At 47.8% G+C, this 15,815-nt stretch carries 15 protein-coding genes and 4 pseudogenes; 6 read left to right on the plus strand and 13 right to left on the minus strand.

What is annotated here, in order from left to right; genetic code table 11:
• Positions 1-85: 85 nt before the first annotated feature.
• The 3 genes from DXD02_RS02300 to DXD02_RS02315 all read right to left on the minus strand — a co-directional run bounded on the left by DXD02_RS02300 (position 86) and on the right by DXD02_RS02315 (position 2,995).
• Positions 86-976: a LysR family transcriptional regulator gene (locus DXD02_RS02300; protein WP_022462480.1), complete on the minus strand. Its 891-nt coding sequence runs from the start codon at positions 974-976 to the stop codon at positions 86-88.
• 295 nt (positions 977-1,271) lie between these two features.
• Positions 1,272-2,195, minus strand: coding sequence for a radical SAM mobile pair protein B (locus tag DXD02_RS02305; protein ID WP_117509139.1), 924 nt, complete (start codon positions 2,193-2,195; stop codon positions 1,272-1,274).
• 254 nt (positions 2,196-2,449) lie between these two features.
• Positions 2,450-2,995 carry a flavin reductase family protein gene (locus tag DXD02_RS02315; protein WP_243037531.1) on the minus strand — a complete coding sequence of 182 codons (546 nt, stop codon included), beginning with the start codon at positions 2,993-2,995 and terminating at the stop codon, positions 2,450-2,452.
• 112 nt (positions 2,996-3,107) lie between these two features.
• On the opposite strand from DXD02_RS02315, the gene DXD02_RS02320 reads away from it, so the two are divergent.
• Positions 3,108-3,461, plus strand: a complete 354-nt coding sequence (locus DXD02_RS02320) for a winged helix-turn-helix transcriptional regulator (protein ID WP_117800764.1) — start codon at positions 3,108-3,110, stop codon at positions 3,459-3,461.
• Positions 3,462-3,628: 167 nt separating this feature from the next.
• Here the strand turns inward: DXD02_RS02320 and DXD02_RS02325 are convergent, their stop codons facing one another.
• The 3 genes from DXD02_RS02325 to DXD02_RS02335 are packed head-to-tail and all read right to left on the minus strand — an operon-like array spanning position 3,629 to position 6,340.
• The gene (locus tag DXD02_RS02325) at positions 3,629-4,465 is read right to left on the minus strand and encodes an NAD-dependent protein deacetylase, SIR2 family (RefSeq protein WP_118666324.1); all 837 of its coding nucleotides are present in this window, start codon (positions 4,463-4,465) and stop codon (positions 3,629-3,631) included.
• 16 nt (positions 4,466-4,481) lie between these two features.
• Positions 4,482-5,363, minus strand: coding sequence for an NAD-dependent protein deacetylase, SIR2 family (locus tag DXD02_RS02330; RefSeq protein WP_117800762.1), 882 nt, complete (start codon positions 5,361-5,363; stop codon positions 4,482-4,484).
• Complete coding sequence (locus DXD02_RS02335) at positions 5,360-6,340, minus strand: NAD-dependent protein deacetylase (protein WP_199691630.1); 981 nt, start codon at positions 6,338-6,340, stop codon at positions 5,360-5,362. Before DXD02_RS02335 ends, DXD02_RS02330 begins: the two co-directional genes overlap by 4 nt.
• Before the next feature lie 127 nt (positions 6,341-6,467).
• Between DXD02_RS02335 and DXD02_RS02340 the strand changes: the two genes are divergently transcribed.
• Genes DXD02_RS02340 through DXD02_RS02350 form a run of 3 tightly spaced genes read left to right on the plus strand, consistent with a single transcriptional unit; the run spans position 6,468 to position 8,469 of the window.
• Positions 6,468-7,010 (plus strand): Rrf2 family transcriptional regulator, encoded by a 543-nt coding sequence (locus DXD02_RS02340; protein ID WP_243105400.1) that lies wholly within the window; start codon positions 6,468-6,470, stop codon positions 7,008-7,010.
• A gap of 53 nt (positions 7,011-7,063) precedes the next feature.
• Positions 7,064-7,450 carry an ArsR/SmtB family transcription factor gene (locus DXD02_RS02345; RefSeq protein WP_055228485.1) on the plus strand — a complete coding sequence of 129 codons (387 nt, stop codon included), beginning with the start codon at positions 7,064-7,066 and terminating at the stop codon, positions 7,448-7,450.
• The gene (locus tag DXD02_RS02350) at positions 7,447-8,469 is read left to right on the plus strand and encodes a helix-turn-helix domain-containing protein (RefSeq protein ID WP_118666326.1); all 1,023 of its coding nucleotides are present in this window, start codon (positions 7,447-7,449) and stop codon (positions 8,467-8,469) included. The genes DXD02_RS02345 and DXD02_RS02350 overlap by 4 nt, the downstream gene beginning before the upstream one ends.
• Before the next feature lie 95 nt (positions 8,470-8,564).
• Here the strand turns inward: DXD02_RS02350 and DXD02_RS02355 are convergent, their stop codons facing one another.
• Positions 8,565-8,702 (minus strand): hypothetical protein, encoded by a 138-nt coding sequence (locus tag DXD02_RS02355; protein WP_442857661.1) that lies wholly within the window; start codon positions 8,700-8,702, stop codon positions 8,565-8,567.
• 273 nt (positions 8,703-8,975) lie between these two features.
• Between DXD02_RS02355 and DXD02_RS02365 the strand changes: the two are divergent.
• Together DXD02_RS02365 and DXD02_RS15930 are read left to right on the plus strand one after the other, a co-directional pair.
• A pseudogene (locus DXD02_RS02365) lies at positions 8,976-9,131 on the plus strand (winged helix-turn-helix transcriptional regulator); the annotation flags it as partial.
• A 177-nt stretch (positions 9,132-9,308) separates the two neighbouring features.
• Positions 9,309-9,509, plus strand: a pseudogene (locus DXD02_RS15930) (transposase); the annotation flags it as partial.
• A 258-nt stretch (positions 9,510-9,767) separates the two neighbouring features.
• On the opposite strand, the pseudogene DXD02_RS02380 reads toward DXD02_RS15930, so the two are convergent.
• The 6 genes and pseudogenes from DXD02_RS02380 to DXD02_RS02410 all read right to left on the minus strand — a co-directional run.
• A pseudogene (locus DXD02_RS02380) lies at positions 9,768-10,183 on the minus strand (AAA family ATPase); the annotation flags it as partial.
• A complete protein-coding gene (mobQ, locus tag DXD02_RS02385; RefSeq protein WP_118666327.1) occupies positions 10,180-11,676 on the minus strand; it encodes a MobQ family relaxase in 1,497 nt (498 codons plus the stop codon). The gene mobQ and the pseudogene DXD02_RS02380, both read right to left, overlap by 4 nt.
• Entirely contained in the window at positions 11,642-12,001 is a 360-nt protein-coding gene (locus DXD02_RS02390) for a DUF3847 domain-containing protein (RefSeq protein WP_117499338.1), read from the minus strand. Before DXD02_RS02390 ends, mobQ begins: the two co-directional genes overlap by 35 nt.
• Before the next feature lie 545 nt (positions 12,002-12,546).
• A complete protein-coding gene (locus DXD02_RS02400) occupies positions 12,547-13,299 on the minus strand; it encodes a heparan-alpha-glucosaminide N-acetyltransferase (RefSeq protein WP_117509146.1) in 753 nt (250 codons plus the stop codon).
• Positions 13,300-13,673: 374 nt separating this feature from the next.
• Complete coding sequence (locus DXD02_RS02405; RefSeq protein ID WP_118666328.1) at positions 13,674-14,018, minus strand: TnpV protein; 345 nt, start codon at positions 14,016-14,018, stop codon at positions 13,674-13,676.
• Positions 14,015-15,815 (minus strand): annotated as a pseudogene (locus DXD02_RS02410) (DUF4368 domain-containing protein); the annotation flags it as partial. The gene DXD02_RS02405 and the pseudogene DXD02_RS02410, both read right to left, overlap by 4 nt.

Below are 15,815 nucleotides of genomic sequence, written 5' to 3' on the forward strand. Positions count from 1 at the left end.
TATAGGTGCAGAAATTAAAGCTGTTTGCTTTATCTCTACACCTATATTATAATTTTCTAATTGAATTATATCAAATACTTAGTTTTTATGGTTTGTCCATGCCTAAAAAGCATTGAATATGTTTGATGAATTTTGTGGTTGCTAAGCTAAACGGCTGACCACGTTTCCATGCTAATACACTTGTTGCTGTAAGTGGCGGATCAAGCGGTCTGAATGTAACCTTTGATTGATTCCAGAACGGTACAGCCCCTTCAATCACCAATGAATATGCCAAGCCTCCATTCACCATAATTGCGCTGTTCGTACTTAAATTGCTGGTAAAAACAATATCCAGTTTCTCATAGTAGTTGCCAAACCAACTTGCCAACTCACTCTGCACATTCATACGCCTAGGAAGAATCAAAGGCAGTACAGACAAATCTTTTGCGCTTACCGTTTCTTTCTTGGAGAGTGGATCATCCGATTTCATCAGAACCACCCATTTTTCCCTTATATTCAAGCGAATAAATTCATATTTTTCCATATCAACCGGCTCAAGAAGCAAACCAATATCCAGTAGTCCCTTCTCCATTTGTTCCTTTACCAAATCTGCTGTGGCTGTAAAAATGTCAAAAGTAACACGGGGATATTTCCGACGAAAGGACTCAATTATTTTAGGAAGAAGTTGTACAGCAGCAATTTCTCCACACCCAATGGAAATTTTACCTTCCACCTGTTCCTCTTGCTCCACTAATTCTTTTTCTGTCTTATCTACAAGCTGCAAAATTTCTTCCGCACGACGGCGAAGAAGTATTCCTTCATTTGTCAATTTGATTTTCCGTGTCCCTCTATCAAACAGCTTTACACCAATATCTTCCTCCATCTGTGCAAGCTGACGTGAAAGTGTCGGCTGCGTGATATGTAAAACTTCTGAGGCTTTTGTGATACTTTCTTCCCTTACTACAGTCAGAAAATATCGAAGAACTCTAATTTCCACGAAAAATACCTCCCAAATTCATCATGCTTAATAAGTATATTTTAACGTATCTATACTCGAAAGGCAATAAAAAACATCTGCTCATCGTATGCTTACCGGTAATATAATTTTATGTAAAACTTGATAAACACCTATCATTTAATCGTTCTGTCTACATTGTAGAGCGGGGAAAATCGAAAAACAATGGACGGAGTACAAGTCCTTCCAAGAGGGATAAGAAAACTTCTGAATGGGTAAACAGTGCTAAAAAAGGTTCTGACATTGAAGCACAGCTCCATGTCAGAACCCATTTATTTCACAAATTATTTTTTGGGTTGCGTCGCCCGGTGTTTTCCGAGCCACGCACTTCTTCATGGTAAAAGTAATCCACAATGACCGGGTGCCCAGGCTCTGCCCGGCCGTAGGGCAGCTCGTTGTCCACGAAGGGACAGCTGTTTTCTTTCGCCAGCCGTTCCGCTTGATCCTCCAAACCACGGAAGTAGCTTCTGTCTCTCTTGTTGTAGATAGCGTCGTACAGCGGAACCAAGTCAGGATATTTTTTACAAATATAGTCCATGATGTCTTTTTTGAATCCGCCTCGCAGGTTTAGATTTTCTAGCCATATCAGGTCGCATTGATTTCTGACCTGATGGAAGATAGCCTCAAAATCCGTGATACCCGGAAAGACAGGGGCAATAAAGCAGACGGTGCGAATGCCCGCATCATAGATCTGCTTCATGGCATCCAGCCGTCGCTTGATGCTGACGGCATTGTCCATATCGTTTTTGAAATCCTCGTCCAGCGTATTGATCGACCAAGAGACCGTGACCTTTCCCAGTTCTTTCAGAAGATCGATGTCACGGATTACCAAGTCTGACTTGGTGCAGATGAGAATTTCCGCCTCGCTGCCCCGGAACTGTTCAAGAAGCTTTCGGGTGTTCTGAAACTGAGCCTCCTGGGGTAGATAGCCATCGGTCACAGAACCGATGACTACGCGTTGCCCTTTGTACTTTTGCGGATTTTTGATTGCTGGCCAATGTTTCACATCCAGGAATGTACCCCACGGTTCGGTGTGCCCGGTAAATCGCTTCATAAACGAGGCGTAGCAGTATTTGCAGCCATGGGTACAGCCCACATAAGGATTGACGGAATAGCCGCCCACCGGCAGGGTGGATTTTGTCATAATATTTTTGGTTTCTACATCCTGAATCAGAATGCTGCTCTCTCTCACTTCTGCCACGTCTTCTGTTCCTCCAATACCCGGTAAAAAGCCGGGGGAAATTCTTGTACCATCTGTGCCTCTCCCATGATAGGAAGCAGATCTTCCTTCATAAATACAGGGATGCCAAGCTCATGGGCCTGATGTGTCAGGTTCCACACCCATTCCGGTTTCGATACGGCTTTGCCCTTCCTATGTCCGGTCTCAGTCCCAATAACGATCCACTCAATTTAATACAAACGGCCACCGCTGATGCCTCCTTACCGTTTTAAGATTTAGCCTTCTGCCGCAGGTGCAACTTTCCCGAAGCCGTTCCAGGCATACAGCCCCTTCTTGTCCTCATCGCCCAGGAACTTGTCCACCTGACAGATGTGCAGGATATGGTCGCCAACTTCCACCGACTGCTGCAGGGTGGCCACCATCGCCAGACGAGTATCCACCGGAATCTGGATATCACTGCCATCCACAGCCATCATCTCGATGTTGTTGGCGGCCACCTTGTCGGTCTCGGCACCGGTAGATGCTCCGCAGGCCATTACTGCGCCTGCCAGACTCTCACAGGGAACAGTGACAATGACTTTGCCGGTCTCACGCACACGCTTGCCGGTGTGGGACTGTTTGCCAGTGGCGAAACCCACCATAGGCGGATTGAAGGAGAGGTAAGACACAAAGCAAATGGGAGCCAGGTTCGTAGAACCATCCTCCTTTTTAGAGCAGATCAATGTCAGCGGATTGGGGGAGGTCAGAACAGTAGCCTCCATAATGTTCAGTTCTTTCATATCATTCAGACCTTTCTGAGAAATTTCAGTCGTTGACTGCATGGCCAACCAGTGATATATTTATTATACTTGACAGCAATTTTTGTTCAAGTACGCAAATTATTTGTACCTGGTATCAAAAAGTATACTGCAAAAGACGAGGAAAGATCCAATCATGACTTATGAAGAATTCAAAGAAAAGGTTGGCAGTGTCATTCTAACCGATGATGGAAACTGCCCGGTCACACCGGTGGTTCAAATGCTGCAGGGCAAATGGAAACTCCAAATTCTCTATGAACTATGCATCAAGTGTCCCATGCGGTTTGGGGAACTGAAAAAAGTTCTCAAGCCCATCACCAATACAGCCCTTACCAACGCCCTGAAGGAGCTGGAAGCGGATGAATTGATCCAGCGCATCCAATATAATGAAATGCCTCTGCGAGTGGAATACTCCCTCACCGAGAAAGGACGGGATCTGTTGCCGGTCTTTTACGCCATTTCCCAATGGGGAATGAAATATATACCATGATTCTAACTATATTAATATCTGCCTGATAATAGCCGGGAGGCATTGACAATTTGAGTCAACTTCCCGGCTTTTTATGCATTCTCTACTGCTGCAAAGGATTCAGGAAGCAACCTGATTCATGAGAGTTTATGCATTTGTATAGTCATTTTGAACCTGCTCCAAAATCGTCATACCTCGCACGCCTCCCGGAGAGCAGGCAGCAGCTCATCCAGCCGCCCGTCCAGACCGAAGGACTTTTCTTTGATATTGTCCGTAATGTAGATCTCACCAAGATTGAGGGTCACATAAGTGGCGTTTGGCTCGCCGGCCACCAGGCGCATCATCGGGGCCTTGATCAGCTGATTGCGCCAGCCAATGCCCAGCTCCAGAACCACCAGTTTCTTTCCGTGGTAGGTTTTCAGAAAGTTTTGGAACCGTGCCTGGGCAGCGGCATCCGGGATCATTCTCTGACCCGCGCCCATGTGGATGTCCATGGGACCTCCGCACTTGGGACAACGCGGCACCAACTCTGTAGGCACATGGCCGCCCTGTTCGGCAGCCGATAATTTTTCGGCCACCTCTAAACTTGAATAGAGGGTATCGTGGCAGGGGCGGGCACACTGCATAGTAATCCAGTTGCCCTCAATCTCATAGATTTTCGTCGGATCGAAGCCACACAGTTCAAAGTGACCTTCTCCGTTTGATGTGACGACAAAGTAATCTTTTTCTCCTACAATGGCCTTCAAATCGTTCATCACCGGCGTAGGCTGGTACTGCCCACAGTAACGATGGATGAGCCGGGCCCAGAAGGCCCATTTTTCCTCCTCGCTGGGCCATCCGGCCATCATGCCCTGCAAAATACAATGTAAGCCGTATTTTTGTTTGAAATCTCCAAACAGTCTTTCAAAAGTCGCATTGTCCGCAAACAAATGCAGTCCTTCGGTGATGGACAGGCCGTTACTGGCTCCGATCAGGATAGCGTCCGCTTCTCTGAATTTTTTCGCAATAGGGTTCCAATCAATCATATTCGTTCGCTCCTTTCTATTTTATGGTTGCTGCGATGGATCGCTCCTGCCGGAGGGCAGCCAGAGTTTCCGCCAAATCTCCTTGCAGATACAGGCTACGTCCCCGCAGATGCTCTGGCCTATGAGCTGCCTCTCGATTAAGACATGCATAAAAGACGTTTTCGTTTTTGGCAGTAAGTTCCCAGAAGGGCAATTTGATGATACTGGGTGTCATCTCACCCACGCCAAGTTCCAACAGCAGGACTTTTTTGTCGGACTGATCCATTATCCAGTGTCGTAGGAATCTATGGTAGCGATGCAGACTATCCTGCCAGAAGGTTCCCTCTAGAAAGGTATCATCTCGTACCCAGGGCACCAGCACTCGCCCGCAATCCGGGCAACGAGGAACAGCCTCCTCCGGCAGGCGAACACCTGCCAGGCAACCAGTCAGTTCCTTCACCAGTTCGCGGTTTTCCCCAATATCATCCCGGCAGGGCTGACTGCATTGGCAGTAGCTAAAGTCTCCCTGAAAGGCGCAAATTTGTTTCTGGGGAAATACTCGAAAAAACTGCTGATCCACATTGGTGGTCAGAACAAAAGCAGGTTTGTCCGCAACAAGCGCCTGCAGGTCCAGATAGGGCTGCCCAGTAGGGGCTTCCCACATGAAGCGGATATATTGACTGTAATACCCCCACTGTTCCCCATAGCTGGAAAAGCAATGGTAGAATCCAGCCAGCGGAGAGGTAAAGCCATACTGTTCGCGAAAGGGAGCCAATGCCTCCGAAAGTGCCGGGGACCAATGGTAGTGGTCGTATCCAGCCGCGCTTGACAGGCCGGAGCCGCCTCCGATCACAACAGCATCTGCTTGATCAATACGCTCGGCAAGTTCCTGAAGCGTCGCTTGGTTTGCAACCCTCATCGATCGTTATCTCCGCTGTCCATGGTATCCCGTGCATCCCGCAGCACTTGAGCAATGTCGGCCACAATGGTCATGCCCTTGTCCTCCAACTGCTTGGGCAGGAAGTCATACTTGTTGTTGACAGCAACATATCGAGCATGGGGAAAGCTGAGGGTCATGTTCCAGAAAGGTTCTTGGATAAACATGGGAGTCATTCGGCCCACGCCCAGCTCCAGGAACAGAATTTTGCTGTCTTTGTGTTCCAGCACATAGCGAGAAATTTTTTCGTACTGTTCTTCGTATTTCTTTCCTTGCAGAAAATTCCCATATCCTCGCACCCAAGGGAATGCCTCGCCGCCGCAGTGGGGGCATCGGGGAATGAGATCCGTGGGAATCTTCGTGTCACTCCCCATAGCGGCTACCATATCAGCCACCGGCTTTACCGCATCCCAAGTGTCATCGGTACAACAGGCGGCACACTGGAAGAAGCGGTGATCCCCCTGAATCTCTGCCACCTTCTCCTCCGGGTAGAGTTTGACAAACTGGGTATCCTGGTTCGTGGTGAGGATGAAGAAGTCCTTGCCTTTCAGCAAAGCGTCTAAATCCAAATAGGAATGACGCACAGGTGCGGTCTGGGTGGTGTGAAGGAATGTGGCGAGATACCCCCAATACTCTTCCCTTGTCTTCCAGGGGTGCATCATCCCTGCAAAAGCACCTTTGAAGTGGTACTTCTCGGCAAAAGGGCGGAAGTATTTGCGGTAAGAGTCGTTGTCCTCGTAGTAAAAATCTCCACCACCGGCAGCGGACAGGCCGGAGGCCCCGCCCACTACCACACAGTCAGCTTCCTTTACCTCCTGTACCAAACGATGGATCTGTTCGCTATACGGCAGCGGCTTTTTGTCAGTCAGCTGATAAGGCGTACCGCCGGAAGCATAGATATGATAGTGCCTGGAATAATTCATCTGGGTCTGCATGACCAGATCATCATAGAAGTTCATTGTCACCATTCCTTTCAAGTGGGTGTTATTTTTATTATTACTTCAAATTATTTTAGCATCCTCTTGCGTCACTGTCAATATGTTGTTATAATAAAAATAACATCAAAGCAAAAAAGGAGATCAGGCTATGAAATATTCTACCCGCCTTAGCGATGCTGTTCATATTCTGGCTTTTATCGCTCTGTACCCAGACTGCGACCTGACCAGTAACAAGCTGGCAGAGAGCATTCAGACGAATCCTGCCTATGTGCGCCAGCTCATGTCCGCCCTGCGGAAGGGAGGACTGCTGGTCAGCGTGAAGGGACATCCCCGCCCCGCTCTGGCTCGTGGGCCGGAGAAAATCACTCTGCTGGATGCCTATCGGGCAGTAGAGGGCAACAAGCCCCTGCTCCATCAGGACATCCACACCAATCCTGCCTGCGGCGTTGGTGTAAATATCCAACTGGTGCTGCGGGATTTTTACTTGGACATTCAAAAAACAGCGGAACAAAGAATGCAAGGAATCACGTTGAAAGATGTGCTGGAACAATATCACATGACTCCCATTGGTTACCCCTGTCCTTTTGCCAAACGTATGCGGGAGCTGGTGCAGAAAGAGATAGGTGATGGTGTCCGTATCTTGGATTACACCCATGACGCTGGTCCTGAACCAGAAATATTTCAGAAGTAAAGTTTCTTTTTCCTTCAGCCTATGGTAAGATAGACTTTAAGGAGGAGTGCTAAATGATTCAGAACCCCTTACCACACGACCACGGACAAACTATCGAGCAGGAACTGGAACATATGCCCAGCGTAGAAAACTTTCAAACCGTAGCTGATATTTTCAAGCAGCTGGGGGATGGCAGCCGTATTCGCATTTTTTGGTTGCTTTGCCACTGTGAGGAATGTGTTATCAATCTTTCAGCCATGGTAAATATGAGCAGTCCTGCAGTTTCTCACCATCTCAAGCAGTTGAAATCAGCAGGTCTGATCGTTAGCCGCCGGGACGGAAAAGAGGTCTATTATAAAGCGGCCGATACCGAGCAGGCCCGAAATTTCCATCACATGATTGAGTGGCTTGTAAAAATCGCCTGTCCGTCGCAAGTAGAAAAACAAAAAGGAACGCCATGAAAAAAGAAGAATCCAAAGTTATCGCTCAAAAATTTCAAAAAATTCCAAACGGCACCCTCGCCTTGAAGCATTGCCGGGCTGGCGGAACGGGTACCACACTCTTTGGAGAACAGTTTCGAGCGGTTACCGCTGGAAAAGGGGTTATGGAGGCATATGAAACTTTTCCTGGAATAGAGGTATCCTTCAATGTTTTTCTTGCTTCAGAGATCAAGTTTCAGCATGATGCTTCGGATTCTGTTTTAGAAATTTACTATTGTCGCAGTGGTCGCGTGGGTTGGAATATGCAAGACGGTACTGCCGTCTATTTAGGTACAGGTGATGTGACAGCACACAGTATGGCCTGCTGCGCGGATTCCGCCATGATGTTTCCCCTAGGATATGCAGAGGGAATTTCCATTTCCGTGGATCTGAAACAGCTCTCTTCCATTTGCCCGGAAGTTTTAAAGAATGCCGGTGTGGAGGCAGACCAGTTACGGGATCGATTTTGCTCCGGAAAGCCATCCGCAATCCCGTCCTGTTCCGATTTAGAGCACATTTTTGCCCCACTCTTTTCTGCTCCTGTATCCGTTCGAATTTCCCTCTTGAAATTGAAGGTGCTGGAAATTTTGATTTATTTGAGCAACATGAAATCGGAGCATAAAGAATTGACTCAATACTTCTCCCAGCAAACCGAATTGATAAAAGAAATTCATCAACAGTTGACAGAGCACTTGGATCAACGATTTACGATCGCAGAACTTTCCAAACAGTATTTGATAAATACCTCCACTCTAAAGGAGATATTCAAGGCAGTCTACGGCCAGCCTATCGCCACCTATATGAAGGAATTTCGAGTGCGTCAGGCTATGAAATTATTACGGGAAACAAATGACACTATCGCGGATATTGCTTCCCAGGTAGGCTACCAAACCCAGGGGAAATTTTCAAGCGCTTTTCAGTCTATAGTCAAAATGTCACCCAGAGAATACAGAAAAATCCAGGGTATAGCTCCATCGGATTCCTTTAGCAAAACACTGTAATGAAAAATTCTGGTAGACTACTGCCAACAAAGCCAAGTTCTTCACTTTTGATGTATAGTCAATCAGCGTTGTCATCCTAATCTGTGCTGACTGCATCAGCAGCCGTTTTCCACATACTGAACATAGGAGATCAAACCGTCTGTTCTTACAGCATCCAGTGTTTTTACGCTGATTCCCAGTATACTGGCTGCTTCCTTCCTTGTAATCAGTTTATCCATCGCCTTCTTCGTCATAGTTCATAGCGAAAGCTCCCTTCCTGTGATAGCTACATACTACCACAAAAGTAATTATCTTTCACTGACAACTATCCTAACACACAGGGATAACTTGAATAGAGTAAAATGCTCGCATCTATCATTTCAAGCAAGAGAAAATGAAGTGAAATGCTTGCATTCTCTAATGATTATTATGAATTGATTTTTAGGGCAACACAATCCGTCGAATTATTTTGCGCTTACTTTCAAAAAATCTTGAAACGCATATTTTTAAAAATGCAGATGTAGACTGTCAAGGAACTGGAAGCGGATAAACTGATCGTCCGCACCGAGTATCCGCAGATTCCGCCGAAGGTGGACTATACGCTTTCGGAACGAGGAAAAACGCTGATGACTGTGCTGGATCAGCTCTGTGTCTGGGGCGAGGAGAATCGACTGACAGAGTGACAACTTCCAATGGAGCAGTGAAGCACACTGCCGCCTGTGAGAAATCCTACATCTCTGGGGTGATAAGAAAAAGTACAGAGAAACCATATTTTCAGAAAGCACTGCCGGGTGCTGTATCAGCATGATACTTGGCAGGCTTTATCCATATCAGTGTATGGAGATTGGAGACAACAGCAAATGAAAGAAAACTGTCTATGGTATTGGCAAAAAAAGAGACAGGGCAAATGTCGAAAGGATAGTCCAGAATTAAAGGATGCACTCCTCAGGAGGATGCTTCCACCAAACAATGAATCTATTACCAAGATATCCAGAGAAGAAGGAATCTCTGAACAGACACTTCGTAACTGGCGGGATAAAGCCAGAAAGGAAGGCTATGCTGCTCCTGGTACGGATGCTGTTCCTGATGACTGGAGTACACAGGATAAATTTTTAGTTGTTGTTGAAACAGCAGGTATGAATGAAACGGAACTTGCCGAGTATGCCCGTAAAAAAGGTCTTTATATCGAGCAGATCAAAGCCTGGAAAGATGCCTGCATGAATGCCAATGGTGGCATCGCTAAAGAAGCTTCCCGGCTTAACCGCGAACTTAAGGATTCTGAGAAAGAACGCAGAAAACTTGAAAAAGAATTACAGCGCAAGGGCTACGTCTGCTTCCATCAATCGGGGCTTGACCGTATCGCCCAGACCGTCCTCGGCGGTCTGATAGATGATATTGAAAGGTTCAAGTGTCTCCATACCGGGCAAAGGCTTTCGATTGGTGCAAGCCGCCGCAAGGCGCATGGCAAAGTAGGTCTTGCCCTCGCCGGGATTACCCTGGATAATTGTCAGCTTTCGGGAAAGGACTTGCCGTAAAACTCTATGACAAAATCAATGGGATAGCCGCCCTTGCTCTGGCTGTGGCGAAACCACTTGTTTCCCCGGACGGTCAGACTGTCATGTTCTTTCCAGCGGTATTCTCGTCCGCTTTTTATCAGTGTCTCTCCCTGTGTGCGGAGAAAATCTTCCAGACTGACGGCATTTGCCCGGTCAATCTGCGCTTGGGTATAATTCATCGGGATAGTTCCTCCTTTTTGTGTCGTGTTTGGGGTCGATTTTGGTGCATTTGTTCCTCTGTACGCTCGTTAAATCGGGCGGCAGTATCTACACATGACTTGACCTTCCAAAGGCGGTGTAAATCGTCTCTGACAGCCTTAAACTCGCCGTAGGTGCTTTCGTGTGCCTGTTCCAGCTCGTCATACTCGTCGGACAGCTTTTTCATATCCACCTTGCCGTCCGGGAACTCCTCGGTCAGCTTTCGTCTGGCGGCGTAGAACTGTATCAGTTCCGCTTCATGCTCTGCCTTGTACTTGGCTCTGGGCTTCTCAAACTTGATTTTCTGCAAGCCGTCATAGACAGGCTTCAAGTTCTGGAAAGCGGCGGAGCTGTCATAGAGTTGCTTAATTGCTTTCATTCGGGCGGTCTGTTCGTCCAGCGTTTTCTTCAAGCTCTCTGTGGCAGCACTGTGTTCGCTGACACGGCTTTCCAAATCTTCAAGGGAGTAAATGCCGTTTGCCCGGAGATAATTGAAAGTCTCGTTCATCTCCTTTAGATTGCTGACCTTGCCTTTCTGCGAATATGCCCCGGCTCTGCGCTGGGTGTAATAGGCGCTCAGCAGCGAAACAAGGTCGGGTGCCTGCGGCTTGGCAAGCTCCGCTTTTGCTTCGGCAATCCAATCAAACAGGAGAGCGATTTTCTTCTTGATGTCCCGGATAACGGCATTGGTGGCTCTGATCCAGCGGTTGAACTCGCCTTTCTCGGTGCGTATGCCTTTCTTCTCCATTGCCTGGACGGTTGCGCCCTCATGGACGGTGGGAAAAAGCTCCACGCCCTGACGCTCATAGCTCCGGTGGTCGATACGAACATCAATACCTTTTTCCGCAAACTTGGCATTGCATAGCTCCGCCCATGCTTCACGCCAATGTTCCAGCGTTTCGGGACTGCCCCAGTCGGTAGTGGGAACGGCGTTGAACACAAACTTTCCGTCTGCGTCTCGGATACGGTTGCCGTCCTCGTCCAGCTCATACACCCGGCGTTGCTTTAGTCCCCATTTGCCGTTCTGCTCGATGGGGCGGATGGGGCAAAGCACATGAAAATGCGGATTGGGTACGCCGCCGTCCTCCCGGTCTGGCTGGTGTACGGCGAAGTCAACCACCATGCCACGGCTCACAAAGTTCTCCAATAAAAATTGCCTTGCAAGAGCGATGTTTTCCTCAAGGGAAAATTCATTCTGCAAGGCAATGTCAAAGCTGTATGCAAGCCGGGCGTTCTTTCCACGCTCGGCTTTTTCCACGGCGTTCCATAGGGTTTGGCGGTCTGCGTATTCTGGCGGTGCATGGGACGGCAAGAGAATGTCAGAGCAGATCACGCCGCCCTTGCGGGTGTAGTCGCTGTATTCTCCGTAATACTCGCTATACAATCGCTCCCCGGCTCGGTAGGCAGCAGAAGCGATAGCGGACTGTCCTGCGCTTCGCTTAGTCTGCGTGACGCTCAGATGAAATAGTGCCATCGGCTTTCAACTCCTTTTCTCTGTTTGCTTGGCTGATGTGGGTAATCGTCATGTGACGGACGGCTCGCTGGACTTCGGACAAAGAAAAGATTTGTTCCATCAGCTCTGTCATTTCGGTGCGTGTGAGATCTTTGACCTCCGGGGCAAGGCTCTCAATCGTGCCGCCCAGATTGCAAAGACGATGGGTGCGTTTCTGCCTTTCGCCTTTCTCCAGATATTTCTTTCTGTTCTCAAGACGGTTGAGCTTGTGCTGTTCCTGTGCAAGCTGCGTCTCGGCCCGTTCCTTTTCGGCTCGGAGCTGGTCAAGGGTTTTCGGTTTTGTCATTGTGATTGACCTCCTATTTTTGATTTTGGGGATAAAAAAAGACCGTCAACTTTTCGCATAGTGCGACCAGTCAACGGTCTGATTTTCGGTATTTGTTTTTCCAAACTTGCTGGCGGCGAACGGTTTGTCAAAACCGTTTGCGGACGGCAAGTACACAAGGGATAGCCGCATTAGCAGCGCAAGGGGGTGTAGCCACCTTGACGGAACGAAGTGACGAAACATTCTCGGTCATGCAGCTTTTTTCTGCTGACAGAGAATGAAGCTCCGCAGGACGCACGATACTCCCGATAGGAGAGTATAGAAGTGCGCCCTTTAGTTCCTAAAGGGATTTTATCAGTTCGCCAAACTTGAATCTGTCGTATTAGAGATTCTTCGCTTGCAGCTCCCTTAACGATTTCTTCGCTGGCGAAGTTGGTAGCGACCGATACATCACCGGCTACAAACTGTGATAATCAAAAATAAACACATTTGCCGATATTAAAGAAAGGAAGCCCCCTTTTTGGGGGCTTCCTTTCTTGTTTACTCCACCGATCAACGGCTCAATATTAAAAAATCTCCGAAACCAAGAACGCTACAACATAGCAGATCGGTTGGTGTATCATGTAAATAATAAGCGAATGTTTCCCTAAAAAGTTAATACCTGGAACTTTCCATTTCCCAAATAGCCGGTTAATCAGCCCCTTTTCCTGTAAGAAACTGTACAGGAAATATCCTGTTGCAAATAAGAAAATCCATGGGAGCAACGGAAAATAGTCGGTAGATGAAAAGCCAGCTTGCGGAAATCCAATATAAGCTAATACCGATTTCAACCATGTAACATTCAGCAAATTATCAGATAGTTGGATAGGGTCTTGCTTCGTCCAACTTCTGAGAATGAGGAATAGCACAAAACTAACACTTACCCCAACCCCAGCCGGGATTTTTTTCAGAACCTTATCCAGTAAAATCCATATCAAAATACAGCTGCCAATAAGCGTTAGAACACCGTAGCGCACCCGATCATTGGGAAGAACTATGGCGGTAACGAGCGAAACGACCACACCACCACCAAACGCCCACAATCCCCTTTTCATGTGTTTTTTTCCTAAATGCCAGCTGAACCCAGCCAGCAAAATAAAAGTCCAGCAAATGGATTGCTGCCAAATATAGGCACCGTGGGACTTATACCATGGAATATCTGCATTATACAGATAAACTAAATCCCATAAGAAATGATACGAAATCATTTCAATAATGGTTATACCTCTTATCAAATCAATAAACGGTAAACGCTGCTTTATTTGCGTTGTTTCCAGCAAAATTTCATCCCCCCTTTTATTTACTCCAAAATCGGCTCCACCAGCTCCGGGGCGACTCTGGCTGCTGCCGTTCCGGCTCTGCCGGAGCTACGCAATCCTCTGATTTTCTTCATGTTCTGTACCTCTTTCGTAAATTCCGATTCATAATGTAAGAGTAAGGTCTATCCGGCCTTGCTCTTTTCTTTTAAAATGGAGATATGGTCTGACGAAATTTCCGATTGGGACATCACGCCCGCAGACAAATGTGTCAGCCAGCCTCCATTTGTTGCTCACTTTTCGTATTCAAATTGTACCATAAAACTTGTGAACAGTTCTACCGCAACTTTGGACTATATGAGAAAAGTCCGAACAGTTTTCTGCCCGGACTTCCTCGCTCAATCATAAATCAATTCCACTTTCACAATCTCCTCTGCCTGTGCCTTGCAAGCGTTCATCTGCCGCACCCATTCCATTTGATTATCGGCTTTCAGTTGCTCAGTCACACCGTTTTGCTCTGCCAGTGACCGCACGATCTGCTCCATGCGGTTTCGTGCCGCTTCGTCAATCTCGGCACAATGTTCAAAGAGCTTGTCGGATAGCACCAGTTCATTGAACAGTATCGGGCGGTGCATTTCCAGATACGCCTTGCGAAGTCTGCCGTAGTGTCCGATGGGCTTGGTCTTGCGGATAACGATGTTCGGGATAAGATAATCTCCGTTCCGTGTGTAAGTGATATTCATGCTGTTTGTACTCCTTTCATCGGCTCTCTCTGCGGTAAACTGCTGACAGGGACGAACACGCCCTTTGCAATGTCCTCCGCACGAATGGCGGCTTTCTTAGCTTCAATTTCTGCCTTTTTCCGCTTCTTGATTTTGTCCTCGTATCGCTTCTGCGCTCCGCTGGCTTTCCGCTTCAAGTAGTTCTGATGAAGCCTGTCCTTGCGTTCCTCACGCTTGCGGATTTCCTCTAATTCCTCCGGGGTAAGCTCCGCTTCTCCAAACGCCGGGGGAACGAATCGCCCAACAAAATTGAAGTAAATCTCGACCTCCTGTGTGGTCTGTATACTGCCTTTACGGTCACGCTCATGCACAAGGATTTTCTCGATAAACTCGTTGAGCATAGCAATGGTCAGCTTGTCGAAGTTCTCATACTTGTCAATCAGAGCGATAAAACGATCAGCGTCCTTTTCGTGCTTCTCATAGCTCTTGACAGCCTTTTCCAGAACAGAGATTTCAGCGGTAAGCTCGGACTGTTCCTTTTCGTATTGAGCGTCCAGAGTGGCGTATCTGCTGTCGGACAGCTTGCCTAAAATGTTGTCCTCATAGATTTTGCAGAGCAGGACTTCCAGCTCGGAAACTCTCTGCTTTGCTGTGGCAAGGCGTGTACGCTGTTTCCTGACCTCTGTGGTCTGCTGGCTGGATTGCGCTTCCTGCACCACACGGACAAACTCGGCTCGGTCATGCTTGGCATACTCGGCAATGGCTTTCAGCATTTCAGAGACAAGGGACAGTACCACATCTTCATTGATACGGTGCTGGGTCTTGCAGAGCTTTCCAACTGGGACTTTGCTGTATTGGGAACAGGTATATTGAGAAATGCGCTTGCCGTTGTTGGTGCGGTGGACATACATCTTGCCGCCGCAATCGGCACAATAGAGCAAGCCCGTGAGGGGAGCTGCTTCGCCCCAGCCGTCCGGGTAGCGTCTGACATTTCCACGGATTTTCTGCACAAGGTCAAAGGTCTGCTGGTCAATGATAGGCTCATGGGTATTCTCAAAAATTGTCCATTCGTCCTCCGGGACATAATGGCTTTTCTTGTCCTTGAAGTGCTTTCAGGTCTTGAAATTGATGGTGTGTCCCAGATATTCACGCTTTTCAAGAATGTTGCAGATGGTGGAAGAACCCCAGCCGTACACATCTTTGAAAGTCTTGTTTTTGTTCACGCCCTCGCTGTGCTGGGCAAGGTAAGCGGACGGAATGAGGACTTTTTCTTCTTTCAGCTTGCTGGCGATCTGATACGGACCGTAGCCCTCAATCGTCATGGCAAAGATGCGCTTGACCACATCAGCGGCTTCGGGGTCAACCAACCATTGGTCTCTGGCTTCGTTCCAGAGATAGCCGTAAATGACCGTGCCTGTGAGGTGCTTGCCGGACTTGCCTTTGGACTGGAAAGTGGAACGGATTTTACGGCTGGTATCTCTGGCGTAATACTCGTTCATAATGTTGCGGAACGGGGTAAAATCATCGTCCCCTCTGGCACTGTCCACGCCGTCATTGATGGCGATAAGGCGAACGCCACGCTGACGCAGAATTTCCATAATCTGACCGACTTTCAGATAGTCACGACCCATGCGGCTCATGTCCTTGATACACAGATACTCCACATTCCCGGCTTCCACTTCTTTCATCATTGCTAAAAATCCGGGACGGTCAAAGCAGGTGCCACTAATGCCATCGTCCGTGAAATGGACAATGTTTGTAAAGCCCTGCCGTGCGGCAAACTCCTCCAACATAGCCTTTTGATTGGAAATGGAATTG

The organism is Blautia sp. TF10-30, from assembly GCF_003481245.1.
Classification (GTDB): Bacteria; Bacillota; Clostridia; order Lachnospirales; family Lachnospiraceae; genus Fusicatenibacter; species Fusicatenibacter saccharivorans.